Annotated in this window: 20 protein-coding genes and 1 pseudogene; 7 read left to right on the top strand and 14 right to left on the bottom strand. The window is 75.3% G+C overall.

Annotated features, from left to right (window positions below; genetic code table 11):
- Positions 1-270: 270 nt before the first annotated feature.
- A complete protein-coding gene (locus tag ACGFYH_RS18795; protein WP_393804240.1) occupies positions 271-1,878 on the bottom strand; it encodes an AMP-binding protein in 1,608 nt (535 codons plus the stop codon).
- Entirely contained in the window at positions 1,875-3,554 is a 1,680-nt protein-coding gene (locus tag ACGFYH_RS18790; RefSeq protein ID WP_393804239.1) for an AMP-binding protein, read from the bottom strand. The genes ACGFYH_RS18795 and ACGFYH_RS18790 overlap by 4 nt, the downstream gene beginning before the upstream one ends.
- Positions 3,555-3,677: 123 nt before the next feature.
- Between ACGFYH_RS18790 and ACGFYH_RS18785 the strand changes: the two genes are divergently transcribed.
- The 5 genes and pseudogenes from ACGFYH_RS18785 to ACGFYH_RS18765 all read left to right on the top strand — a co-directional run bounded on the left by ACGFYH_RS18785 (position 3,678) and on the right by ACGFYH_RS18765 (position 9,929).
- A complete protein-coding gene (locus tag ACGFYH_RS18785; RefSeq protein WP_393804238.1) occupies positions 3,678-4,517 on the top strand; it encodes a response regulator transcription factor in 840 nt (279 codons plus the stop codon).
- 169 nt (positions 4,518-4,686) lie between these two features.
- A complete protein-coding gene (locus tag ACGFYH_RS18780) occupies positions 4,687-7,518 on the top strand; it encodes an ATP-binding protein (protein ID WP_393804237.1) in 2,832 nt (943 codons plus the stop codon).
- Between the two features lie 385 nt (positions 7,519-7,903).
- A pseudogene (locus ACGFYH_RS18775) lies at positions 7,904-8,049 on the top strand (trypsin-like serine protease); the annotation flags it as partial.
- A gap of 567 nt (positions 8,050-8,616) precedes the next feature.
- Complete coding sequence (locus ACGFYH_RS18770; protein ID WP_393804250.1) at positions 8,617-9,564, top strand: polysaccharide pyruvyl transferase family protein; 948 nt, start codon at positions 8,617-8,619, stop codon at positions 9,562-9,564.
- Between the two features lie 56 nt (positions 9,565-9,620).
- The gene (locus tag ACGFYH_RS18765) at positions 9,621-9,929 is read left to right on the top strand and encodes a DUF3040 domain-containing protein (RefSeq protein WP_393804236.1); all 309 of its coding nucleotides are present in this window, start codon (positions 9,621-9,623) and stop codon (positions 9,927-9,929) included.
- A gap of 99 nt (positions 9,930-10,028) precedes the next feature.
- Here ACGFYH_RS18765 and ACGFYH_RS18760 read toward each other — a convergent pair whose 3' ends face one another.
- The 12 genes from ACGFYH_RS18760 to ACGFYH_RS18705 all read right to left on the bottom strand — a co-directional run bounded on the left by ACGFYH_RS18760 (position 10,029) and on the right by ACGFYH_RS18705 (position 22,614).
- Positions 10,029-10,925, bottom strand: a complete 897-nt coding sequence (locus ACGFYH_RS18760) for a glycosyltransferase family 2 protein (RefSeq protein WP_393804235.1) — start codon at positions 10,923-10,925, stop codon at positions 10,029-10,031.
- Positions 10,922-11,857, bottom strand: a complete 936-nt coding sequence (locus ACGFYH_RS18755) for a glycosyltransferase family 2 protein (RefSeq protein WP_393804234.1) — start codon at positions 11,855-11,857, stop codon at positions 10,922-10,924. The genes ACGFYH_RS18760 and ACGFYH_RS18755 overlap by 4 nt, the downstream gene beginning before the upstream one ends.
- A complete protein-coding gene (locus ACGFYH_RS18750) occupies positions 11,854-12,999 on the bottom strand; it encodes a glycosyltransferase family 9 protein (RefSeq protein WP_393804233.1) in 1,146 nt (381 codons plus the stop codon). The genes ACGFYH_RS18755 and ACGFYH_RS18750 overlap by 4 nt, the downstream gene beginning before the upstream one ends.
- 59 nt (positions 13,000-13,058) lie before the next feature.
- Positions 13,059-14,429: a D-glycero-beta-D-manno-heptose 1-phosphate adenylyltransferase gene (gene rfaE2, locus ACGFYH_RS18745; RefSeq protein ID WP_393804232.1), complete on the bottom strand. Its 1,371-nt coding sequence runs from the start codon at positions 14,427-14,429 to the stop codon at positions 13,059-13,061.
- Entirely contained in the window at positions 14,422-15,075 is a 654-nt protein-coding gene (locus tag ACGFYH_RS18740; protein ID WP_393804231.1) for an SIS domain-containing protein, read from the bottom strand. The genes rfaE2 and ACGFYH_RS18740 overlap by 8 nt, the downstream gene beginning before the upstream one ends.
- Positions 15,075-16,292: a glycosyltransferase gene (locus ACGFYH_RS18735; RefSeq protein WP_393804230.1), complete on the bottom strand. Its 1,218-nt coding sequence runs from the start codon at positions 16,290-16,292 to the stop codon at positions 15,075-15,077. Before ACGFYH_RS18735 ends, ACGFYH_RS18740 begins: the two co-directional genes overlap by 1 nt.
- A complete protein-coding gene (locus tag ACGFYH_RS18730) occupies positions 16,289-17,239 on the bottom strand; it encodes a glycosyltransferase (RefSeq protein ID WP_393804229.1) in 951 nt (316 codons plus the stop codon). Before ACGFYH_RS18730 ends, ACGFYH_RS18735 begins: the two co-directional genes overlap by 4 nt.
- Positions 17,236-18,225, bottom strand: a complete 990-nt coding sequence (locus tag ACGFYH_RS18725) for a glycosyltransferase family 9 protein (RefSeq protein WP_393804228.1) — start codon at positions 18,223-18,225, stop codon at positions 17,236-17,238. Before ACGFYH_RS18725 ends, ACGFYH_RS18730 begins: the two co-directional genes overlap by 4 nt.
- Complete coding sequence (locus ACGFYH_RS18720) at positions 18,222-18,833, bottom strand: D-glycero-alpha-D-manno-heptose-1,7-bisphosphate 7-phosphatase (protein ID WP_393804227.1); 612 nt, start codon at positions 18,831-18,833, stop codon at positions 18,222-18,224. The genes ACGFYH_RS18725 and ACGFYH_RS18720 overlap by 4 nt, the downstream gene beginning before the upstream one ends.
- Entirely contained in the window at positions 18,830-19,864 is a 1,035-nt protein-coding gene (locus ACGFYH_RS18715; protein ID WP_393804226.1) for a glycosyltransferase family 2 protein, read from the bottom strand. Before ACGFYH_RS18715 ends, ACGFYH_RS18720 begins: the two co-directional genes overlap by 4 nt.
- Positions 19,861-21,501 (bottom strand): carbamoyltransferase, encoded by a 1,641-nt coding sequence (locus tag ACGFYH_RS18710; protein ID WP_393804225.1) that lies wholly within the window; start codon positions 21,499-21,501, stop codon positions 19,861-19,863. The genes ACGFYH_RS18715 and ACGFYH_RS18710 overlap by 4 nt, the downstream gene beginning before the upstream one ends.
- A 120-nt stretch (positions 21,502-21,621) precedes the next feature.
- Positions 21,622-22,614, bottom strand: a complete 993-nt coding sequence (locus ACGFYH_RS18705) for an NAD-dependent epimerase/dehydratase family protein (protein ID WP_393804224.1) — start codon at positions 22,612-22,614, stop codon at positions 21,622-21,624.
- Positions 22,615-22,764: 150 nt separating this feature from the next.
- On the opposite strand from ACGFYH_RS18705, the gene ACGFYH_RS18700 reads away from it, so the two are divergent.
- Complete coding sequence (locus ACGFYH_RS18700) at positions 22,765-23,532, top strand: polysaccharide deacetylase family protein (protein WP_393804249.1); 768 nt, start codon at positions 22,765-22,767, stop codon at positions 23,530-23,532.
- A 62-nt stretch (positions 23,533-23,594) separates the two neighbouring features.
- Complete coding sequence (locus ACGFYH_RS18695) at positions 23,595-24,035, top strand: SRPBCC family protein (RefSeq protein WP_393804223.1); 441 nt, start codon at positions 23,595-23,597, stop codon at positions 24,033-24,035.
- The last annotated feature ends 28 nt before the right edge of the window (positions 24,036-24,063 follow it).

Genomic DNA, 24,063 nt, shown 5'->3' with positions numbered 1-24,063 from the left:
CATCGGGGACACCGGCCGCCGACCAGCCCGAGTATGCCGAAGCCCGCGCACACCAGCCCCATGACCTGCAACTTCACGATGCACACCACTCACTGGGTGAGCGCCCTCAGAGGAGTGAATGGATCCGCAGGCAGGCGGACCCGGGGCGCACCCCCCAAACGGCGCCACGGGACTTGTCAACTCGCCTCATCCAAACAACAGTTCCCACACCTGTCCACCTGATCAAAAAGGACGATCACCGTGATTAGCGAGCGAATCGGTCCTCTCGCCTCACGCGCCGTACCGCTCCCGCAGCTCCACCTTGCGCACCTTTCCCGAGACGGTCATCGGGAAGGAGTCCAGGAGCTGGAGGCGGCTGGGCACCTTGTAGTGGGCGAGCCGCCCGTCGCAGTACGCCCGAAGCTCCTCCAGCGTGAGCGGGTCGGCGGCGTCGCGCGGGACGACGCAGGCCAGCACCTCCTCGCCGTAGCGCTCGTGGGGCACGCCGACGACCTGGACGTCCGCGATCTTCGGGTGGGCGTACAGGAACTCCTCGACCTCGCGCGGGTAGACGTTCTCGCCACCCCGGATGATCATGTCCTTGATGCGGCCGACGATCTCGACGTACCCGTCCTCGCGCATCACCGCGAGGTCGCCGGTGTGCATCCAGCGGCCCGGGTCGATGGCCTCGGCGGTCTTCTCGGGCTCCTCCCAGTAGCCGAGCATCACGCTGTAGCCGCGGGTGCGCAGTTCGCCGGTGCCGCCGCGCGGCACGGTCACGCCGGTGACCGGGTCGACGACCTTGACCTCGATGTGGGGCAGGACGCGGCCGACGGTGCCGGTGCGGTGTTCGAGGTCGTCGTCCATGCGGGTCTGCAGGGAGACCGGGGAGGTCTCGGTCATGCCGTAGCAGATGGAGACCTCCTCCATGTGCATCTCGGCGACCACCCGCTTCATCACCTCCACCGGGCAGGGCGAGCCCGCCATGATGCCGGTGCGCAGGGAGGTGAGGTCGTAGGAGGCGAAGCCGGGCAGGTTCAGCTCCGCGATGAACATGGTCGGGACCCCGTACAGGGACGTGCACCGCTCCCGCTGCACCGCCTCAAGCGTGGCCGCCGGGTCGAAGGACGGGGCGGGGATGACGATGCAGGCCGCGTGGGAGGTGGCTCCCAGGTTGCCCATGACCATGCCGAAGCAGTGGTAGAAGGGGACCGGCAGGCACACCCGGTCCTGCTCGGTGTAGGCGACCGTGCGGCCCACCCAGTAACCGTTGTTGAGGATGTTGTGGTGGGAGAGGGTGGCGCCCTTCGGGAAGCCGGTGGTGCCCGAGGTGTACTGGATGTTGACCGGGTCGTCACAGCTCAGCTCGGCCGCGATCGCCCCGACCCGCTCCCGCGGCACCGACACGGCGCCCGCCGTCAGCGCGTCCCAGGACGGGTCGCCGATGTAGACGGTCTCGCGCAGCGCGGGGCACCGGCCGCGGACCTCCTCCACGATCGCCCGGTAGTCGCTGCTCCTGTGGGTGCGGGAGGCGACGAGCAGGCTGATGCCGGACTGCTTGAGGACGTACTCCAACTCGTGTGCCCGGTAGGCGGGGTTGACGTTCACCATGACGACACCGATGCGGGCGGTGGCGTACTGGACGAGGACCCACTCGGGGCAGTTGACCGCCCAGATGCCGACCCGGTCGCCCTTGGCGACGCCTTTCGCCAGCAGCCCCCGCGCCACCTCGTCGACCGCGGCGCCGAACTCGGCGTAGGTCCAGCGTCGCCCGGACGGCACGTCAACGAGGGCCTCGCGGTCCGGGTGGGCGGCGACCGCGCGGTCGAGGTTGGCGCCGATGGTGTCGCCGAGGAGCGGGGTGGTGCTGGTGCCGTGCGCGTAGGAGAGCGCGGTCATCGGAAGTCCTCCTCGCGGTACTCGTCCGCGGAACCGGCCGCCGTGGCCTCGCGCAGCTCGACGCGGCGGATCTTGCCGGAGACGGTCTTGGGCAGCTCGCCGAACTCCAGGCGGCGCAGGCGCTTGTAGGGGGCGAGTGTGTCGCGGGAGTGCTCGAAGAGCACCTTCGCGGTGTCCGGGCCTGGCTCCCAGCCGGCCGCCAGCACGATGTACGCCTTCGGCACGGCGAGGCGCAGTTCGTCCGGGGCCGGCACGACCGCCGCCTCGGCGACCGCCTCGTGCTCCAGCAGCGCGCTCTCCAGCTCGAAGGGGGAGATCTTGTAGTCGGACGCCTTGAAGACGTCGTCGCTGCGGCCGACGTAGGTCAGGTAGCCGTCGGCGTCGCGGGAGCCGATGTCGCCGGTGCGGTAGTAGCCGCCGGCCATCGCCTCGGCGGTGCGGTCGGGGTCGCCGTGGTAGCCGGTCATCAGGCCGACGGGGCGGGCGGACAGGTCCAGGGCGATCTCGCCCTCCTCGGCGCCGGGCGCGCCGGTGACCGGGTCGAGGAGTTCGACGCGGTAGCCGGGGCTGGGGCGGCCCATGGAGCCGGTCTTCAGCACCTGGCCGGGGCTGTTGGAGACCTGGACGGCGGTCTCGGTCTGTCCGAAGCCGTCCCTGACGGTCACGCCCCAGGAGCGGCGGACCTGTTCGATCACCTCGGGGTTGAGCGGCTCACCGGCGGCGACGGCCTCGCGCGGCGGGGTGGCGAGCTGCGTCAGGTCGGCCTGGATGAGCATCCGCCACACGGTGGGCGGGGCGCAGAAGGTGGTCACCCCGGCCCGGTCCATCTCGGCCATCAGCCGGGCCGGGTCGAACCGGGTGTAGTTGTGCAGGAAGACGGTCGCCTCGGCGTTCCACGGCGCGAACAGGTTGGACCAGGCGTGCTTGGCCCAGCCGGGCGAGGAGATGTTGAGATGGACGTCGCCGGGCTTCAGGCCGATCCAGTACATGGTCGCCAGGTGTCCGACCGGGTAGGACACGTGGGTGTGCTCGACCAGTTTGGGGCGGGCGGTGGTGCCCGAGGTGAAGTACAGCATCAGCGGGTCGTCGGCGGCGGTGGGGCCGTCCGGGGTGAAGGCGTCGGAGGCGGTGTACGCGTCCTCGTAGGACCGCCAGCCGGGCGCCGTCGCCGTGCCGCCGCCGACCGAGACGCGCGTGTAGTCGCCGGGCACGTCGGCGAACTTGCCGGTGTCCTCGCCGCGCACGACCACGTGCCGCACCCGGCCCCGGTCGACGCGGTCGCGCAGGTCGGCGGGGCCGAGCAGTGTGGTGGCCGGGATGACGACGGCGCGCAGCTTCATCGCGGCGAGCGCGGTCTCCCACAGCTCGACCTGGTTGCCGAGCATGACGAGGACGCGGTCCTCCGGGCCGACGCCCCAGGCGCGCAGGCGGTTCGCGACGCGGTCGGAGCGGGCCGACATCTCGGCGAAGGAGACCCGGACCTCGGAGCCGTCCTCCTCGACGATGTGCAGCGCGGTGCGCCCGTTGCCCTCGGCGATGACGTCGAACCAGTCCAGCGCCCAGTTGAAGTTCTCGGGGCGGGGCCAGGTGAAGCCCTGGTGGGCGGCGGTGTAGTCCTCGCGGTGTTCCAGCAGGAAGTCCCGTGCGCTGCGGAACAGCTCCGTGGCCGTCGTCATCTGTCCTCCTCGGTGCCGGACCTTGCCGGGCGGCTCTGTGCCATCGTGTAATCCGTGATGTGGGTCTCACTACCCCCGAACGGGGGTGTGCGTGGCTGGACGGGCGCGAGGAGGGCGGAACGAGTGGCGGTGGACGCGGCGGAGATCCGCGGCGCGCTGGTGCGGCTGCGGCGGACTACCGGGCTGCCGGTGGCCTTCGGCGGGCTCCTGGAGCCCGGGCGGCGCCAGGTGCGGATCAGCGAGCTGAGCGGTACGGCCACGGCCGCGCTCAGCGCCCTCGCGGTGACCTCCGGCAACGGCCTGGGCGGCAGGGCGGTGGCGCTGTCGCGGCCGTGCGCCGTGACGGACTACTCCGTCTCCCGGCAGATCAGCCACGAGTACGACCTGCCCGTCGCCGCCGAGGGACTGCGTTCGGTGCTGGCGGTGCCGGTGGTGGTACGGCGCCGGGTGCGAGGCGTGCTGTACGGCGCCCTGCGCACGGCCCAGCCGCTGGGCGACCGCACGCTGAGCGCGGCCATGGCGGCGGCGCGGGACGCGGAGCAGGCGCTGGTGCTGCGGGACGAGGCGGACGAGCTGCTTGCGGCGGCCTCGCCGCGGCCGGCACCCGCGGCCGCGCACGATTCGGCGGGCGCCGCGGCCTGGGAACAGGTGCGCGAGGCGCACGCGGCGCTGCGGGCGCTGGCGCCCAGGATCACGGACCCGGCGCTGCGGGACGAGCTGCTGCGCGCGTGCGGCCTGCTGGCGGCGGGCAACGCGCCCGCCGCTCGTCCACGGCTGGCGCCGCGCGAGGTGGACGTGCTGGCCTGCGTGGCCGCGGGGGCGACGAACGGGGCGGCGGCCGAGCGGCTCGGGGTCGGCCCGGAGACCGTCAAGAGCTATCTGCGCTCGGCGATGCGCAAGCTGGGCGCCCGCACCCGTACCGAGGCCGTCGCGGCCGCCCGCCGGACGGGGTGGCTGCCGTAGAGGGCGGGCCGGGCGCCTCGGGCGCGGGGGGCCGGGCCGGGGATTTCTCGCCGGTGTTTTTTCGGCAGGCTCACGTTTGTTGTTCGGCTCACCTCGCCGTCGCTCCGTAAGGCAATGAGCCGTTGCCTAATATTGGCCCGGATTCGACACACGGAGGGGAGCGGTCACCGTGCCACGGGACTTCGCGGAGGCTTCCGGATGTCGCTCCGATCTGGTCATCGGGCGGGAGGAGTCGTTCGGCGCGGCGCGTGAGCAGCTTGCCCGGGGCGGCAGTGTGCTGCTGCACGGACCCGCCGGGATCGGAAAGTCGACGGTTCTGCGGACCCTGGCCGCGGAATATGCCCGCACGGCGCACACCGTGTTGCGCTGCTCGGCCACCGAGTCGGAATCGCACCTCCCCTTCCTCGCTCTCGCCGACCTCCTGGGCCCGGTCCTCGACGAGGTCTCCCGGGCGCTCCCCGCCGCCCAGCGCACCGCGCTGGAGTCGGCGCTCACCGGCCGCGGCGAGTCCACCCTCCAGCGCGACGGTCTCGCACTGCGCCTGGCCGTGCTGTCCGCGCTGCGCGCCCTCGCCGCCGAGGGGCCGGTCCTCGTCGTCGCCGACGACCTCCAGTGGCTCGATCCGGCCAGCGCGGAACTGCTCGGCTTCGCCGCCCGCCGCCTGGGCGACATCCCGGTACGGCTGCTGTGCGCGGTGCGCACCGAGGGGCCGGAGACGCAGGACGCGGAGTACGACCGCCAGCTGCGCGCCTCCCCGCCGGACACCCGCGCGGTACGCCTCGGTCCGCTGACCCGCGCGCAGGTGTCGACGCTGCTCGACGAACGCGGCTATGCGGGCCTGCATCGTTCCACGGTCCGCGACATCCACCGCACCAGCGGCGGCAACCCGCTGTTCGCGCTGGAACTGGGCCGGGCCCTGGCCGAGAGCCCCGCGGCACCGCGCCCGGGCGAGCCGCTGCCGGTGCCGACCTCGCTGCGCGCCCTGGTCCTGTCCCGACTGGAGATGCTGTCGGACGAGGCGCGCCGCACCCTCCTGGTGGCCAGCGCCGGCGCCCGGCCCACCCCGGCCCTGCTGCACGCGGCCGGCCGGGAGCACGCCGAGGCCGAGACCGCCCAGGCGGCGTCGCTGGGACTGCTGGCGACCGACCCCGAGGGTCCGACCGTGCGGTTCGCGCATCCGCTGATCTCGGCCGCGCTGTACGCCGAGGCCCCGGCACCGGAGCGGCGGGCCGCGCACGCCGCGCTGTCCACGGCCGCGTCCGACCCGATCGAGCGGGCCCGGCACCTGGCGCTGGCCACCACCGGCACCGACCCCCGGGTGGCGGCCCGGCTGGCCGAGGCCGCCGCGCTGGCCCGGGACCGCGGAGCGCCGTCGGTGGCCGCCTCGCTGGGGCTGCTCGCCGCCCGCCGCACCCCGGCGGACGGCACACCGGGGCCGGACGAGCGCCGGCTGGCTGCCGCCGAGGACGCGATCACCGCGGGCGAGCCCGACCTCGCCCGGGACGTCGCCCGCGAGGTGCTGACCCGGGCCACCGCGCCCGGCGAGCGGGTACGGGCCTGGATGGCGGTGATCGAGGCGGCCGGGCAGGCCATCGGCGAGGTCGACGCCGTCTTCCCGCAGGCTCTGGCCGACGCGGGTGACGACCCGCGGCTGCTCGCCCTGGTCCACTACCAGCTGGCCTGGCGCTCCCTGGTGGTCCAGGGCGACTTCGCCCAGGGCCGGGAGGAGGCCGCGCACGCGGCCCGGCTGGCGGCGCGGGCCGGGGACCGGCGCACCGAGCTGCTCGCGCTGGCGTTCCAGGCGCAGGCCGAGACGCTGATGGGCCATCCGGGCGCCCCGGCGACCATCCAGCGGGCGCTTGAGGAGCCGCAGGACCCGCGGGTGGCGTGCCATCACAACGGGGCCGGTTCCTCCCGGTTCCGGTGGCTGGTGATGAGCGACCGGCTGGCCGAGGCGCGGACCACCGTCACCGCGCTGCTGCGCGAGGTGCGCCGGCGCGGCATGGCCGAGAGCGAGGTCCACTACCTGCGTTTCCTCGCGGAGACCGAACTGCACTCCGGCCACTGCGGCCGGGCCCTCGAACTGTCCAGGGAAAGCCTGACCCTGGCGCACGACGCGGGCATCGGGGAGGGCGCGGGCGCGATGCAGGCCGCGCTCGCCGAGGCCGCGGGCGGCGACCCGGACCGGGCGCTGGAGCTGGCGCGGGAGGCGGTGCGGCGGGCGGAGGGGGACGGTGACGCCGTGTACCTGTCGCGGGCGCTGGCCGCGCTCGGTCACGCGAACCTGGTGGCGGGCGACGCGGCGGCGGCCGTACGGGCGCTGCGACGGGTGCGGGAGCTGGAGGCCGGCGCGGGCATCACCGACCCGGCGCGCGGCCGGTGGCAGGGCGATCTCGCGGAGGCGCTGGTGCGCACCGGCGAGCCGGCCGAGGCGCTGGACGTCATCGAGGTCACCCGGGCACACGCGCTGCGGCTCGGGCGCGGGAGCGTGCTCGCCGTGCTCGACCGGGCCGAGGCCCTGGTGCGGGCGGCACGGGGCGAACACCGGGCGGCCGTGATCCGGTTGACGTCGGCACGGGAGCGGCTCGCCGGGCTGGGGTTCGGCCTGGAGGAGGCGCGGGCGGTCCTCGCACTGGCCGAGCTGCACGCCGAACGGGCGGGACGGGCACCGGAGTCGGCGTCGTACGACGAGGCGGCGCGGTTGTTCCGGCGGTGCCGGGCGCTGCCCTGGCTGCGGCGGGTGGAGGCGGCCGTCGCGGCGCGGGCGGCCGGACCGCCCCCGCTGCGGGCCGTCGAGCCGGACGGCCTGGCGGGGCTCGCCTCGATGGAGCGTCAGGTGGCCGCGCTCGTCATGGAGGGCGCGACCAACCGGGAGATCGCCGCCCGGCTGTTCGTCAGCGTCAAGACCGTCGAGGCGACCCTGACCCGGGTCTACCGCAAACTCGGGATCCGGTCCCGGGTCGACATCGTCCGACTGGCGGCGGGCCGGCGGCCCGACTGAGAACGGCCGACCGACCCGACCACCGACGGCCAACCGACGACGGCCAAACGACGGCTGACGGCTGACGGCTGACGGCTGACGACGGACGACGGACGACGGACGGGTTTAGCGGCGGTAAACCGAGGGTTTTCCCTGCCCGACCCCCCCTAGGGTCTTCCCTCATTGGGTGGTCCGGACCGCCGGTTCTAGCGTGAACACGTGCCGCTCGCCCGGGCATACGGGGGTCTGTCCCGAGACTCCCCGTGCACCCCCCACGCCCGGGCGACCCCCCACCGGCAGCCCCTTGAGGAGACTCGTGTTCGGGCTCACTCGCTCCAGACCGACCCCCACCGCCCCGGCCACCGTGGGCGCCACCGCACCGCGGACCGCGACCGTGCCCCTCTTGGGCGACAGCGGCGGACCCCTGCTCGTCGGGGGCGTCCCGGCGGGGATCACCTCCAGAGGCGAGGGCTGTGCCCGAGCCTGTCGTCCGGGGCCCACTCCCGGCCGAGCACGTTCTCGGACCCGGTGACCGCGCAGGTCACCTCGTAGTCCGCCCCCGGACGGTGCCCTGATCTCCTGAGTATCCCTCAGGTGCAAGACCAGGGGGCGTTGCGAGCCTCCACGAGCGGCCCGCAACGCCCCCTCTCCAAGTGGCCTCTGCCGGTATCCAAGTGGCCTCTGCCCGCCCCTCGTCGACCCCTGCCGGCTGGCCCCCGAAACGGCACCCGGTCGGCCGCGTACGGTCCCGAGCGGAGGCCGTACGCGGTTTCGGCGTGCAGCGTCGCGAGCGCCGCCCGCCCTCGGCCACGACCTCGTCCCGGCGTTTCTCGGGTCCTGTCCGCCGTGCGTCCTCTGCGTCCTCGTCGTGGGATGCCCTGACCATCGCCCTGGCCCGCGCGACGCGCGACGCGGTGACCGCCGCCCGGTCCGGGTCCGGGACGGCGCCCGGGGCACGGGACTCGGGACACGGGACACGGGACACGGGACACGGGACACGGGACACGGGTGGCCGTCACGGACGCGGACGCGGACGTGCGCGGCGCCTTCGGGCCGGTGCTCGGGCGCTGACCGGACACCGGTGGTTGCCGGGCCGCCGGCGGGGCACCCGTGGGCACTGTGCACGGACGGGACAGGATTCTGGTGACCGGCTGGTTCAGCTTCCTGCACGGGGAGGCGACGGCCGGGGACGTGCTGGCGCTGGAGCGGGTGGAGCAGGTTCTGCGGGACGCGGGGGAGGCCTACGACGTCGTGTGGAGCCCCGGTTTCCGCGCCGACGGTACGCACTTCGAGGACGTGGACCCGGCGGCGTACTCGCGGCTGGTGTTCGTGTGCGGGCCGGCGCACGGACCGCAGGTCGAGGAGTTGCACCGGACCTTCGCCCACTGCGTCCGGATCGCCGTCGGCGTCTCCGTGGTCGATCCCGGCTCCCCGGCCGTCACCGGCTTCCACCGGGTGCTGGCCCGGGACGCCGCCGGAACCCGTCCCGGGCTGGACCTCGCGGCCCGCGCCCCTGAGCTTTCGCGCGTGCCCGTCGTCGGGGTGGTGCTCACCCACGGACAGCACGAGTACGGGGGGAAGCGGCGGCACGAGGAGGTCGCCGGAGTGCTGACGCGCTGGCTGGCCGACCGGGACTGTGCCCGGCTGGAACTCGAGACCCGGCTCGACGCGCGCGACTGGCGGCTGTGCGGCACCCCGGCCCAGCTGGAGGCCGTACTGGCCCGGCTCGACCTGGTCGTCACCGACCGGCTGCACGGGCTGGTCCTCGCGCTGCGGGCCGGTGTCCCGGTGCTGGCGGTCGACCCGGTCGAGGGCGGTGCGAAGGTGACGGCGCAGGCCCGCGCCTGCGGCTGGCCTGCGCCGGTGGCCGCCGAGCGGCTGGCGGAGGCGCTGGACGAGGGCGTACTGGAACGCTGGTGGCACTGGTGCCTGGCCGACGGGCGGGACGAGGCGGCGCGGATCGGCGCCGGGTTCCGGGCGGCGGACGCGGTCGCCGACGCGGCGGACGCTCTGGTGCCGGCGTTGGGGGCGGCTTCGGGGGCGATGACGGCCCGGCCGGGCGGTTAGCCGCCCTGGGGCGCGGGCACTCGGCGAGGGTCGGTCCGCCCCCTGGAGGAGACATCGTGTCCATCGGCCGGCTCCCCGATCACGAGCAACGGATACTCGACGAGATCGAACGGGCGCTGCGCCGCGACCGCCGCCTCGACCGGCGCCTGCGCACCCTGCGGCTCCGCCGCCGCCCCGACCTCACCCGCCTCGCGGCATACCGCCCGCGCACACCGACCGTGCTCCTGCTGCTCGCGCTGTCGGTGACCCTCATGGTCGTCGGCATCCTCACGTCCACGCCCGGCGTGATCTGGGCGTTCGCCGCCGTGTGGCCGGTGACGCTGTTCGCGGTGTTCCGGCTGCTGTGCCGGTGGACGGAGGGTTAGCCGCAATGCCGGGTGGTGGCCGGGGACCGTGAGCCGAAGGAGAGACCGTGGGCGGACGGAGGCACCGTGGGCGGACGGAGGGGCCGGTGCGGCCCCGTGTCAGCCGGTGTAGCTGCGGGCCGTCGAATCGCGCTGAGCGGGCTCCAGCGAACGCAGCCGGGCCTCGACCTCCGGCGGCAGCACCCGGCGTTCCCGCAGCACCCACGGCAGCGCGGCCGCCGCCTCCGCGAAGGCGCGCAGGGACGCGGTGTCGCGGGGGACGGTCCTGGCCAGGTGCAGGGTGCGGCGCAGGGCGAGGCGGGCCGGGCGGCGCAGCCAGGTGAACCACAGGGTGTTGCGGATGCCGTGAGACCGGCGCACGGTCGAGTCGCGTACCCGCGAGGGATGGTGATGGATCGTCAGGTGGTCGGCGTACGTCAGCCACCAGCCGTTCGCGGCCAGGTCGGCGGCGAGCAGCTCCTCCTCGCCGCCGAGCCACAACCGGGGGTGGAAGCCGCCCGCGGTCCGGAAGGCGTCGGTGCGCAGTACGGTCGCGGCGGCCAGGAAGGAGCCGAGCGCCGGTCCGGGGAGCCAGTCGGGGCGGGGCACGGGCGAGTCGCGCAGTTCCTCGACGATCGGGTCCTCGGTGCCGTCCGGTTCGACCAGGATGCGGGCGGTGACCGAGCCGACCGCCGGGTGCCGGTCGAGCAGGTCCGCGGCTCCGGACAGGGAACCGGGCGCCCACCAGGAGTCGTCGTCGCAGAAGGCGACGTAGGGCGTGCGGACCTGGCGGACCGCCAGGTTGCGGCCGACGGCGCCGAGATTGCGGCCGGGGCACAGCAGCCGTACGCCGGGGTGGTGGCGGGCGACGGCGGCGGCGGTGCCGTCGGTGGAGCCGTTGTCGGTGACGATCACCGCGGGCTTCTCGGGGAGTTCGGCGAGCCGGTCCAGGGTGCGCAGCAGCTCGGGGCGCCGGTTGTGGGTGATGACGACGACGGTGGTCCGGGTGTCCGTCATGAGGCCGCTCCGTCCGCTCGGTCGAGGAGCCGGGCGGCCCGTTCCACGTGCGGTGGCAGGGCCCTGCGGGCGCGCAGAGCGGCGGGCAGGCGGGTGAGCACCTCGCGCAGGGCGCGCCGGGCCTGCGGATCGCCGAGGGCGTCGGCGGCGAGGGCGCGGGTGCGGGCCAGCGCATGCGGGAGGGGGCGGCGCAGCCAGGCGGTGAGGAGTTCGTTGCGGCGCACGACGGCCGGCCGGCCGGTGCGGGGGCGGGGGTCCGGGTGGTGGTGGGCGACCACGTCGGGACAGTGCGTGACGCCCCAGCCGCGGGCGGCCAGGTCGTAGGCGAGGAGGGTCTCCTCGGCGCCGAAGAAGAGCAGGGGGTGATAGCCGCCCGCGTCCAGGTATGCCGTGCGGCGGGCGACGGCGGCGCAGCCGAGGAAGCCGAGCACCTGGGTGCCGGGAAGGTCGGTGGCCGTGCCGAGCGGGGAGTCGGCGAGCAGGTCGTTGAGGGGGTCCGCGGCGTCGGTGGGGCCGACGAGGGTGCGGGCGGAGAGCAGACCGAGCCGGGGGTGCTCGTCGAAGTACCGGGCGGCGGCGCCGAGGGCGCCCGGCGCCCACCAGGAGTCGTCGTCGCTGAACGCGACGTACGGGGTGTCCAGGGCGCGGACGCCGTCGGTGCGGGCGAGGGCGCCGCGGTTGGACGGCAGGGCGAGCACGCGGACCCGGGGGAAGTCGCGGGCCAGCATGGCGCGGGTGTCGTCGGTGGAGGCGTTGTCGACGACGAGGACCTCGGGCCGCTCGGGCAGGGCGAGCAGGTTCCGCACGGTGACGGCGAGGCTCGCGCGGCGGTTGCGGGTGGCGATGACGATGCCGACGGGGGCGGGCTTCGTGGGGTCGGGCCGGGCTCCTTCGCGGGCGGCGGTCGGGCTGTGGTGCGCGGCGTGCTTCATGGTCCCTCTTCCGGGGCGGCCGGGGCGTCCAGGGCGTCGAGTGCGTCCAGCACGGCGTCGGGGCTGATCCGCAGCAGCGCGGGGTCGGTCTCGTGGCCGTGCGGGTCGCCGTCCGGGCCCGGATGCCACAGGGCGCGGTGACGGGGGCCGGGCGGCGGCCCCCAGCGGCTGGGCGGGACCGGGCCGAAGAGGGTGACGGAAGGCGTGGCGTGGGCGACGGCGAGGTGGGCGATGCCGGTGTCGCCGCTGACGACGGCACGGGCGCCGGCCACCAGCGCGGAGAGCCGGTCGTAGGGCAGGCCGCCACCGAACACGTCCGTGTCGGGCAGGCCCGCGAGCTTGGCCAGCCTGGCCACCAGGTCCGCCTCGTCCGCTCCCCCGGTGACCACGGCCCGGTGCCCGCGTGCGCGCAGCGCCTCGGCGACGGCGGCGTACCGCTGCACGGGCCAGCAGCGGGAGGGGGCACCGGCACCGGGGTGCAGGACGAAGGCGCCGGGCGCCGGGGACGGTGCGTGCGGGCGCGGCAGGCGCAGGTCGGTGGGGTCGGCGTCGATGCCGTACGCCCGCAGCAGCCGGCACCACCTCTCGCGCTCGTGCTCCTCGGCGTACCAGGGCGGGCCGTCCACCTCCGGGGTCCCCGGGTGCGCGAACGCCAGCAGCTTCAGCGGGCCCAGGCGGGCCAGGAGGCGGTGGCTGGGCGGTCCGTTGCCGTGCAGGTCGACGGCGATCTCGGGGGGCGGGCCGGTCCAGTCGAGGGTGCGCGGTACGGCACGCCCGGGTTCGGCGGCGGGCAGCACCCGGTCCACGGCACCGGTCGCGGCGGCCACGGGGGCCAGCTCGGCGGGGGTGGCCAGCACCAGCTCGTGCCCGGGGTACGCCCGCCGCAACGCCCGCAGGGCGGGCACCCCGGCCAGCAGGTCCCCGAGCCCGAGGGCGCGCAGGACCAGTACGCGGGGCTTTCCCCCGCCCTCGTGGCGCGCCGCTTCGGAGCCGGCCGGGGCCGGCCCGGCATCCCCCGGTCGCACCGCCCCGGCGGCCGGCGGATGCACCGGGTCCCCGGTGACGGGTCCACCGGCCGACCCCGGGAACGGGGAGCCGCCTTCCCCGGCGCCCGTGCCCGCCCCGGGTGCCGCGGACGGCATGGACCCGGACGGGGCGCCGAGGCGGGGTCGGGGGCGTGGCCGCTCCGGGGCCGCGGGCCTCATCGGGCCCCCTCCGCGGCACGGGCCAGCAGGGCGGTGGAGGAGCGGCCGTCGAGGTAGGGCAGGAGGACCGCCTGGCCGCCCCACTCCTGGAGCAGCGCGGCCTCGGGGAGGTCGGCGCCCGCGTAGTCGCCGCCCTTGACCCACACGTCGGGGCGCAGGTCGCCGAGGAGGCGTTCGGGGGTGTCCTCGTCGAAGACGGCGACTGCGTCGACGCAGGCGAGGGCACGCAGGACGCGGACGCGGTCGGCCAGGGGGTTGACGGGGCGGCCGCCGCCCTTGCGGCGCCGGACGGAGGCGTCGGAGTTGACGCAGACGACCAGGCAGTCGCCGAGCCGCCGGGCGGCCTGGAGCAGGCCGACGTGTCCGGCGTGCAGGAGGTCGAAACAGCCGCCGGCGGCGACGACCGTGCCGTGCTCGGCGCGGACCCGGGCGGCCAGGGCCCGCGGGTCGTCGGAGTCCGGCCGCGAGGTGGGCGCCGGGCCCGGGCCCGCCGGAGGGACGGCGGCCGCGCCGCCCGCGGCGACGAAGGCCGTGGCGGCGCTCACCGCGCCTTCGACGGCCTCCCCCACCAGCGCCCCGTCGGCGAGCAGCCCGGCCGCGGTGGCCGCGAACCGGTCCCCCGCCCCGCAGGAGTCGCCGTGGTGGGCGGCGGGCGCGGGCACCAGCAGCGGGTGTTCGCCGTACGACAGGAGGGCGCCGCGCGAGCCGAGGGTCACCGCCACCGCGGCCACCCGCCAGTCCCGTACGAGGGCGCCCGCGTTGAGCGCGGCGGCGCGCAGGCCGCCGCCCGGGTGGTCCTGGTGCGGCGCGAAGCCGTGGGCCTCCTTCTCGGCGGGCGTCACGAGGCGGGTGCCGGGGACCGGGGGCCCGCCGCGCGGGTGCGGGTCCCAGACCTGCGGCGGGCGCGCGGCGAGCACGTCGCGCAGGACGTCCGCCGCGCCCCGGCCGTAGTCGGAGACCAGGACGGCCCGTGCGGAGCGCAGCGCGGCGCGGGCCTCCTCCGTGGCCTCGCGGACCCGGCCGCCACCCCGGTCGAGGCGGACGACGGGACGGTCCTGGGCGAGGACACGGGTCTTCTCCGGCAGCGTGCCGGTCAGGGGCAGGGGGATCACGGTCAGCCAGGGGGCGAGCAGTTCGCGCAGGGCGAGGCCGGCCGGGTCCTCGCCGACGCCCGTGATCAGCGTGACCTCGCGGCCGTCGCGGGCGGCGAGGTACGCCGCGAGGGCGGCCCCGCCCGGCCGCGTCCGCTCGGCGCACTCCGAGACGACCGGGACCGGCGCGTCGGGGGCGAGCCGGTCGGCCGAGCCGGTCAGGTCGCGGTCGAGCAGCGCGTCGCCGACCACGACCAGCGGGGTCCTGTCAGCCATGCGTCCCGTCACCTCCGCGTTCCCGTACGCCGCGGGCGCCGCGTGCGCCCCGCCTGCCCGCAGCGCCCGGCAGGCCGCGTTCCAGGGCCGCGTCGAAGGCCGCGCAGATCATGTGGACGGCGACCAGGTGGATCTCCTGGACGGTGGCCGTCGACGGTGCCTCGACGCACAGGGACTCGTCGCTGCCCGCCATGAGCGGGTTGGGGGCGCAGCCGGTGAGCGCCCACACGTGCACCCCGGCCGCGCGGGCCGCGTCGGCCGCGGAGAGCAGGTTGGCGCTGGCGCCGCTGGTGGACAGCAGCATCAGGACGTCGCCCTCGCGGCCGTGGGCGCGGACCTGGCGGGCGAACACCTCGTCGACGCCGTAGTCGTTGGCGATGGCGGTGGTGGAGGACGTGTCGGCGTGCAGCGCGATCGCGGAGAACGGCGGGCGGTCGTCGCGGTAGCGGCCGACGATCTCGGCGGTCAGGTGCTGGGCCTGGGCGGCACTGCCGCCGTTTCCGGCGGCGAGCAGCCGGCCGCCGCCGGCCAGCACGGCCGCGAGCCGGTCGCCCCAGCGCTGGGTGATGTGCGCGGAGGCGCGGAAGGCCCCCAGGGCGTCCTGGAGTTCGTCGCAGTGCCCGACGACGGGCGGGTGCACGGTCATCACGCCACCTCCGTGGATACCGCGTGTTCGGAGCGGGTCAGGCGGTACACCTGTTCGGCGCCGTCGGCGACGCGTGCCCAGGTGTAGTGCCGCAGGACGCGTTCGCGGCCGTTCCTGCCGAACTGGCGGCGCAGCCGTTCGTCGGCGAGGAGTGCGCGGGCGGCGTCCGCGACGGCCCCGGGGTCCTGCGGGGTGACCAGGCGGCCGGTGCTGCCGTCGGCCACGGAGTCGCGGTGGCCGCCGACGTCGGTGGCGAGGACGGGTACCCCGCACGCCATGGCCTCCAGCGGCACGATGCCGAACGGCTCGTACACCGGGGTGCACAGCACCAGGTCGGCGCTGCGGATCAGGGCCGGCATGTCGTCCGGGTCGACCGCGCCGAGCAGCCGGACCCGGTCGGCCACGCCCGCGCGGCGGGCGATGCCGGTCAGGCGCCGGGCCTCGGGATCGGCCTCCACGGCGCCGGCCGGCGGGCCGCCGGCGATGAGGAGTTCGGCGTCGGGGATGTGCGCCAGGGCGCGGATGGCCTGGTCGTAGCCCTTGCGGGGGACGAGCCGTCCGCAGGCGAGCAGCCGGTACCGCCGGCGTCGCTCGGGGGTGCGGCCGGTGTCGGCGGCGGGGTGGAAGTGCTCGGCGTCCACGCCGCAGGGGACCACGGAGACCTGCCGGGGCGGGACGCCCATGTCGCCGAGTTCGACGACCTCGTCGGTGCAGGTGGCCAGGACCCGTTCGCAGGTCCGGCCGAGCTGCCGTTCGATGCCGATGCGCTCGTAGGGGCTGGTGTCCCGCATGCCCTGGTGGCGACGCTTGACGGTGCCGAGGGCGTGGAAGGTCTGGACGAGCGGGACGCCGTGCGGGCCCGCGCCGATCTGCGAGGCCATGCCGGACATCCAGAAGTGCGCGTGCACCACGTCGGGCCGCTCCCGGGCCCAGGCGCGGGCCAGATGGGCGCCGAAGGCGGGCATGTGCGGGAAGAGCTCGTCCTTGGGGACGGTCACGGGCGGTCCGGCCGGCACGTGCTCGACGACCGCGCCGCCGGGCAGGTTCACCCGGTCCGGCAGGTCGGCGGCGTCCCGGCGGGTGTAGACCGTGATGTCGTGGCCTCGTGCCGCCAACTCCTCGGTGAGGCGGGCCACGTAGACGTTCTGTCCACCGGCGTCGACACCGCCGAGCGCGGCGAGCGGGCTCGCGTGCTCGGACACCATGGCGATCCTCATCGGGTCACCTCCTTGAGCAGTCGCTCCCAGTCGTCCAGGAAGCGGGACAGCCCGTAGTGGGCCAGGGCCGCCGCACGGGCCCCGTCGCCGACCGTCCGCGCGTGCAGCGGGTCGGCGAGGAAGTCGCGTACGGCGTCGGTCAGGACGTCGATGCGGTTGGAGACCACACCGGCGCCGGGGGGCACGGCCTCGGCGACCTCGGTGGTGGCGAGGGCGACCACGGGCATGCCCAGGTGCATGGCCTCCAGCAGGGACAGGCCCAGGGAGGTCCAGCGGACGGGGTGGACGTAGACGCGGCGGCGGGCCAGTTCGGTGTGCAGGTCGCCCTGGGGGACGTCCCGCGTGCGGCAGCGGGCGGGGTCGACGCCGATGTGCTCGGCGAGCCCTTCGGTGCGCATGCCGAACACGTCGAGCGGGGCGGCGCGGGCGAACACGGGAAGGAGGTCGGTGCCGGTGGTGCGGCCGCGCCGGATCGGCTCGTTGACGACGACGGCGGCGCGTTCCAGCTCCCCGGTCCAGCGGTGGCCGGGGTCGACGATGCCGTGCTCGATGACGGTGGTGTCCGTCGGTCCCGCGTCCCACATCAGCCGGTTGAAGTGGGTGACGTGGACGAGGGTGACGCCCGGGATGCCGGCGGCCGGGTGGCGGGTGTGCGGCACGTCGCCGTCGGGGGCGTTGTGCTCCAGGTACACCATCGGCGGGCGGCGGCCCAGCCACTGGTCGACCAGGGCCAGTTCGTGCGGGCGCTGGAGGATCACGAGGTCGATGTGCTCGTCCCGCAGCCGCTCGGGCGCCACCTCGACCACGGAGTCGGGCCAGTCCCAGGTGCGGGCGCGGCCGAGGCCGTCGGGTCCGCGGTCCGGTGTGACGGGGACCAGGTAGGTGTGCGGGCCCTGTACGAAGGCCGTGGTCCACGACCCGTGCACGTGCCAGATGAGGATCCTCATGCCTCCCCCAGGAGTTTCTCGACGGCGGCGGCCACGTCGGTGGCCGTGACGGTGTTCAGGCAGGGGTGCCCGGCGACGGGGCAGTCCCTGGCCCTGCTGTCGGCGCAGGGCGCGTCCTGGTCGCCCAGCAGGACGTGGGGGACGCCGTACGGCCGCCACCGTTCGGCGGGTACGACCGGGGCGAACAGGGAGACCACGGGGGTGCCGACCGCGGCGGCGAGGTGGGCGGGCGCGGTGTTGCCGGTGACGACGACGGACGCGCCGGCGAGGACGCCGGCCAGTTCCGGGGCGTCGGTGCGGCCGCCGAGATCGGTGCCGTGTTCTCCGGCGACGTACGCGGTGAGACCGCGCTCGCCGGGACCGCCGGTGACCAGCACGCGGTGCCCGGCGGCGGCCAGTTCGCGTACGGCCTCGGCGGCGCGCTCGGCGCCCCAGGCGCGGGCGGGGACGCTCGCGCCCGGGTGGAGTACGACGTAGGGGCCGGGGCCGGTGAGGGCCTCGGCGCGGGGCGGCGTGCGCACGCGCAGCCGGCCGTCGTCGGTCCCCGGGAATCCGGCCGCCCCGGCGAGGTCGAGCGCGGCCTCGGCCTCGTGGGCGTGCGGGGCGCGCTGGTGGCGCAGGTCGAGGAGCGAGCCCGGGTAGTCCACGCTGTCCGCGGCGATGTACCGGACGCCGGCGAGGCGCAGTACCAGGGCGGTGGGCAGCGGGGACTGGTGGAAGGAGGTGAGGATCAGCGCCGTGTCGGCGTCGATCCGTCCGACGAGGGCGTCGATGTCCGCGCGGCTCACGTCGGGCGGCTGGAACCCGCCCCACGGGGCCTCCCACACCAGCACCTCGTCGACGCCGGGCAGCAGCCGGGCGGCGGGTGCGCCGCGTGCGCCGCACAGCAGGGTGACGTGGTCGGCGCGCGCGGCGACGGCACGCACGGCGGGCCCGGCGAGCAGCACGTCGCCGAAGCTGTCGAGGCGCGTGACCAGAGCCTTCATCGCGGCCTCCCGCGGGTGTCGGCGGCGGCCCGCCCCGTCCTGAACGCCGCCTCGATGGGACGCTCGTCCACCAGGACCCGGCCTGTCGGCGGGCCGGTGAGTACCGACCGGACGGCGGTGAGGAGGTCCGGGGCGACGTGGGCCGCGCCGGCCGTCTCCTCCGGGCGGGTGCGGTCGTTGGGGACGAGGATGCCGTGGGCGCCCGCGCGTTCGGCGGCCTCCGTGTCGGCGCCGATGTCGCCGATGACGACGCAGTCGGCGGGGTCGGCGCAGACGCGGCCCGCCGCCCACAGGACCAGGCCGGGGCGGGGCTTGCGGCAGTGGCAGCCGTCGTCGGGTCCGTGCGGGCAGACGGCCCAGACGTCGAAGGGGCCGATGAGTTCGTCGACGCGCCGGTTGACGTGCCGTACGTCGGCGTCGCTGATCAGGCCGCGGGCCACGCCGGACTGGTTGGTGACGACACCGACGCGGATGCCGCGGTCGCGCAGAAGCGCCACCGCCTCGCGGGCGCCGTCGACGGGCCGGACCCGTTGCGGGTCGCCGTTGTAGGGGACGTCGTGGACCAGGGTGCCGTCGCGGTCGAAGAAGACGGCCTTGACGGGGCTCATGCGGCCACCTCCCGCCACGCGCGGGCACCGCGGTGGCGCCACAGCCCGCTCAGCCGGTGCCAGGTCGCGGCGGGCGGGATGAGCGCGCTGGTGACCAGCATGGTCGTGACCTCGTGCCGGGTGCGCGGGCCGGGCGCGATACGGGCCCAGGCGAACTCGGCGGTGCCCGCGGCCCAGCCGAGCCCGGCGACGGCGGCGGCACGCGGACACCGGGCGGCGGCGAGGCCGACGGCTGCCGCGCCGGCGGCGGTGATCGCCGCGTGGCGACGGATCCTGCCCTTGGGCGCGACCGCCTTGGCCCACCAGTCGGGTCCGTGCAGCCGCCGCATCAGGGCGTCGTCGGCGTTGCCGCGCTGCTGCTTCAGGGAGACCCAGCGTGCGGCGGGGCGTACGGGGTGGCGGGTGGTGCGGCGGCCCCGCCGGATGCGCCAGCCCGCGTCGAGGACGCGCAGGGCGAGGTCGGCGTCTTCGCGGAAGGCGCGGGTGAAGCGTTCGTCGAAGCCGCCGACCTGTTCGAGTACGTCGGTGCGGTAGGCCATGTCGGCGGTGATCCACCGGGCCTGCGCGAGGCCCGCGGTGCCGCGCTCCCAGTCGGTGGGGCGGCGTTCGCCCGGCAGCGGCACGGCGATCACGCCCTGTACGGCGCCGGTGTCGGGCGCCGCCTCGGCGAGGTCCTGGATCAGCTGGTCGCACCAGTGCGGGCCGACCTGGACGTCGTCGTCGAGGAAGGCGGTCCAGGGCGCGGTCACCGCCCGCATTCCGGTGTTCCGGGCGGCGGCGGGGCCGCGGCCGCCGCCGCGCAGGACCACCGTGCGCTCGCGCAGGTCGCCGAGGACGGCCAGGGCGTGCTCCAGCGCGCCGGGGTCGGTGTCGGGTCCCGGCCGGTCGTCGACCAGGACGATCTCGTCGGGGTCAGGCCCGTGCGCGGCGGCCAGCGAGGCCAGGCAGTCGGCCAGCGTGTGGCGTACCAGGGTGGGGACGACGACGGCGTAGCCGGTCCTGGTGCCGCCGGCCTCGGGGGCGCCGCTCATGCGAACGCCCGTCCCCGGCGCACCGCGAAGGGGCCGATGGCCAGCAGGTCCACGGGCGCCGAGCCGAAGCACTCCAGCGCGTCGCGCGGGTCGTCGACCATGGGCCGCCCGGCGGTGTTGAGGCTGGTGTTGACGACGACGGGCAGCCCGGTGCGTTTCTCGAAGGAGGCCAGCATGCGGGCGACGAGCGGCTCGCGGCGTTCCTCGACGGTCTGGATGCGTGCGGTGCCGTCGACGTGGACGACGGCCGGGACGCGGTCGCGCCAGGCGGGGGCGACCTCGTGCACGAAGAGCATGTACGGACTGGGGACCGGCCCGGTGAAGATGTCGGCGGCGCGGTCGGCCAGCACCATCGGCGCGACGGGGCGGAACTCCTCGCGGCCCTTGACGTGGTTGAGCCGTTCCAGGTTCTCCGCGCGGCCGGGGTGGGCCATCAGGGAGCGGTGCCCGAGGGCGCGGGGCCCGAACTCGCTGCGGCCCTGGAACCAGGCGACGACGCCGTCCCGGGCGAGTTCCTCGGCGACCGTCTCGGCGATGTCGTCCGGCTCCTCGTAGGGGATCGCGGCCGTCTCCAGCCAGGCGCGGATCTCGTCGTCGCTCCAGCCGCGGCCGAGGTCGGCACCGGGCATCGGCTCGGGTGCGGCGCCCTCCTGGGCGGCGGCGACGTGCAGGGCGCCACCGAGGGCGGTGCCCGCGTCGCCGGCGGCGGGCTGCACCCACACGTGCCGGTACGGGCCGCGGGCGGCGATCTTCGAGTTGGCCACGCAGTTCAGCGCGACGCCGCCCGCCATGGTGAGGGCCTGGCCCCCGGCCTCGCGGTGCAGCCAGTGGACGAGTTCGAGGAGCAGCTCCTCCAGGACGGCCTGGGTGCTCGCGGCGAGGTCCGCGTGGTCCTTCGTCCAGTCCTCGCCCTTCGCGCGGGCCGGGGCGAGGGCCGCCCAGTCGACTCCGTGGGCGCGGAAGCCGCCGTCACCGGTGGCGTGGACGCCCTCGCGCACCTGCTTCGCGAAGCGGGGTGTGCCGTAGGAGGCGAGGGCCATCACCTTGTACTCGTCGCTGCTGCGCAGGAATCCGAGGTGCTCGGTCAGTTCCTCGTAGACGAGGCCGAGCGAGTGCGGGAGCGCCTGCGTGGCGAGGACGTCCAGCTTGCCGTCGCGGTAGCGGCCGGCCAGGTGGGAGGCGGACTCGCCGCGGCCGTCCAGGACGAGGACGTCGTTGTCGGGGTGCGGTGAGGCGGGCCCGGCGGAGGCGGCGTGCGCCACGTGGTGCGGGACGAAGACGACCTGGTCGGGGTCGAGTCCGGGCAGCGCCTCGGCGAGGAACTCGGGCGCCCGGCGGGCGTACTCGAGCCGCAGCGGGTCCCAGGGGTCGTCCAGACCCATGTCGCGGGCGGGCCGGGCGAGCCGGGGGTCGAAGGAGTAGGCGACGGCGTCCAGCTCCCCCGGCCGCACTCCGGCGTGTTCGAGGCACCAGCGCGCCGACAGTTCGGGCACCTCCCAGGCGGAGAAGGGCACCGGACGCTTGCCGTGCTTGCGCCGGCTGAACCTCTCTTCCTCGGCGGCCGCAACGGTCCGGCCGTCGACGACGAGTGCGGCGGCCGGGTCGTGGAACAGGGCGTTGACACCAAGGATGCGCATGGGGCGGGCTCCTCTCTCGGCGTCGCGGGTGCCGCGGGCGAGCTGTCTCAAACACTTGGAGACAGGTCACTTCCCGACAAGAACTGAATTGTCACCATGAGCGACTGTTGTGGGCTCGCGTCAGGCGGCGACGGCGTGCGCGAACCAGCCGATGGTCCGCTCCAGCCCCTCGTTCCAGCTCACCTGGGGCCGCCAGCCCAGCCGCTCCCGGGCCAGGGTGGTGTCGGGCCTGCGCCGGCCCGGGTCGTCGACGGGGCGTTCGACGAAGCGGATGCGGGAGCCGGAACCGGTGAGTTCGACGACCCGGCGGGCCAGTTCCAGCATGGTGATCTCGTCGGCGCCGCCGATGTTCATCGGCCCGGTCTCACCGGACGCGGCGAGGGCCAGGACGCCCGTCACGGTGTCGTCGACGTAGCACAGCGAGCGGGTCTGGCCGCCGTCGCCGGCGACGGTGAGCGGCACGCCGTCCAGGGCCTGGGCGATGAAGGTGGGAACGGCCCGGCCGTCACCGGTGCGCATGCGGGGGCCGTAGGTGTTGAAGATCCGGACGATGGCGGTGTCGGTGCCGTGCACCTGGCGGTGAGCGGTGACCAGGGCCTCGGCGAAGCGCTTGGACTCGTCGTAGACGCTGCGCGGGCCGACCGGGTTGACGTTGCCCCAGTAGGTCTCGCGCTGCGGGTGCTCCAGCGGGTCGCCGTAGACCTCGGAGGTGGAGGCGAGCAGGAAGCGGGCGCCGTCGGCGTGGGCCCGCTCCAGCGCGTTGCGGGTGCCGGTGCTGCCGACGTCGAGGGTCTCCAGGGGTAGCCGGAGGTAGTCGGCGGGCGAGGCCGGGCAGGCGAAGTGCAGGACCAGGTCGAACCGGCCGGGCAGGTTGCGCAGGGCCGCCGGGTCGGTGGCGTCGCCCCGGACGAACCGGAATCCGCGCCGCTGCCGCAGGTCGGCCACGTTGGCCCGGGAGCCGGTGGCCAGGTTGTCGAGGCAGACGACGTCGGTGCGGGCGTCGAGCAGGCGGCCGCACAGGTGGGACCCCACGAATCCCGCTCCGCCGGTCACCAGGGCCCGGCGCCAGCCGCGTGCGTCTAGGGGGCCGCCGCCCCCGGGGCTCTCGCTCACGGGCTTCTCCTCACTCTCACCGTCACGTGCGTGTCGGCTGAGTAACCCGGTGAACCCCTCCACTACCTCGAACAGGTATTCGACACACTACTATACACCGTGTATATACTCGCTGTGTATAGTCCTCGCATGCTTTCGCTGACCAGGAAGATGACGAAAACGGGGACCGGGTTGCGTGTCGCGGCGGCCCTCGCGGCAGCCGCCGCGCTGACGTCGGCACTGAGTGGCTGCACGAAACTGGAGACGACCTCGCCCAGCTCCGTCCGGGGCGCGGCGGGCGCCCAGTCCCGGGCAGCCGGTTTCGGCACCGTCGACTGCCGCCACACCAAGTGCATCGCGCTGACGTTCGACGCCGGACCGAGTGAGAACTCCGCCCGGCTGCTCGACATACTCAAGGAGAAGCAGGTTCCGGCGACCTTCTTCCTGCTCGGCAGACGGCACCTCGACACCTATCCCGAACTTGTCAGGCGCATGGCCGACGAGGGCCACGAGGTGGCCAGCCACACCTGGACGCACAGGATCCTCACGGACGCCCGACCGGACGAGATACGCGAGGAACTGGAGCGCCCGAACAAGGAGATAGAGCGCCTGACCGGGAAACGCCCCACCCTGATGCGCCCGCCCCAGGGCCGTACCGACGACACGGTCCAGGCGATCTGCCGGGAACTGGGGCTGGCGGAGGTGCTGTGGAGCGTGACCGCCAAGGACTACAGGACCGACGACTCCGACCTGATCACCGAGCGTGTCCTGGACCAGTCCTCCCGGGACGGCATCATCCTGCTGCACGACATCTACGACGGCACGGTGCCGGCGGTGCCCGGGATCATCGACGCGCTCAAGGCGCGCGGATACGTCTTCGTGACGGTGCCCCAGCTACTGGCCCCCGGGACGGCCGAACCGGGGAAGGTCTACCGGTAGTTCCGGCGGTCGCGCGCTCGGGCCTGCCGCCGGTTCCCGCGCCCTGTCCCTACGATCGCCGGGTGGCCACCTTCTCGCTCGAACGCACCGCCCCGCTCCCCCCGGACGAGGCCTGGCGCAGGCTCACCGCCTGGCGGCGGCACGGCGACTCCGTGCCGCTGACCCGCGTCACCGTCGCCACGCCCGGCCCCACCCGCCCGGGCACGGTGATCGTGGCCCGCACGGGTGCCGGACCGCTCGCCTTCGACGACAGGATGGAGGTGACGGTCTGGGAACCACCGCGGGACGGCTCCCCCGGCCGGTTCCGGCTGGACAAGCGCGGCCGGCTGGTCCGGGGCTGGGCGGAGATCGAGGTCCTGCCCGGCCCCGGCGGGCGCACCCGCGTCGTGTGGCGCGAGGAACTGGACGTCCGGTTCCTGCCCGCCGTCTTCGACGGCGTTCTCCGCGGCTCGGGCCGGTACGTGTTCGGCCGCACCGTCAACCGTCTCCTGCGCCGGCCGTGAACGGGAGGCTGCCGGCGGGGTGCTCGTC

This window comes from Streptomyces sp. NPDC048392 (assembly GCF_043200575.1).
In the GTDB taxonomy this organism is placed as follows: domain Bacteria; phylum Actinomycetota; class Actinomycetes; order Streptomycetales; family Streptomycetaceae; genus Streptomyces.
This window is presented reverse-complemented; position numbering and strand designations above follow the sequence as displayed.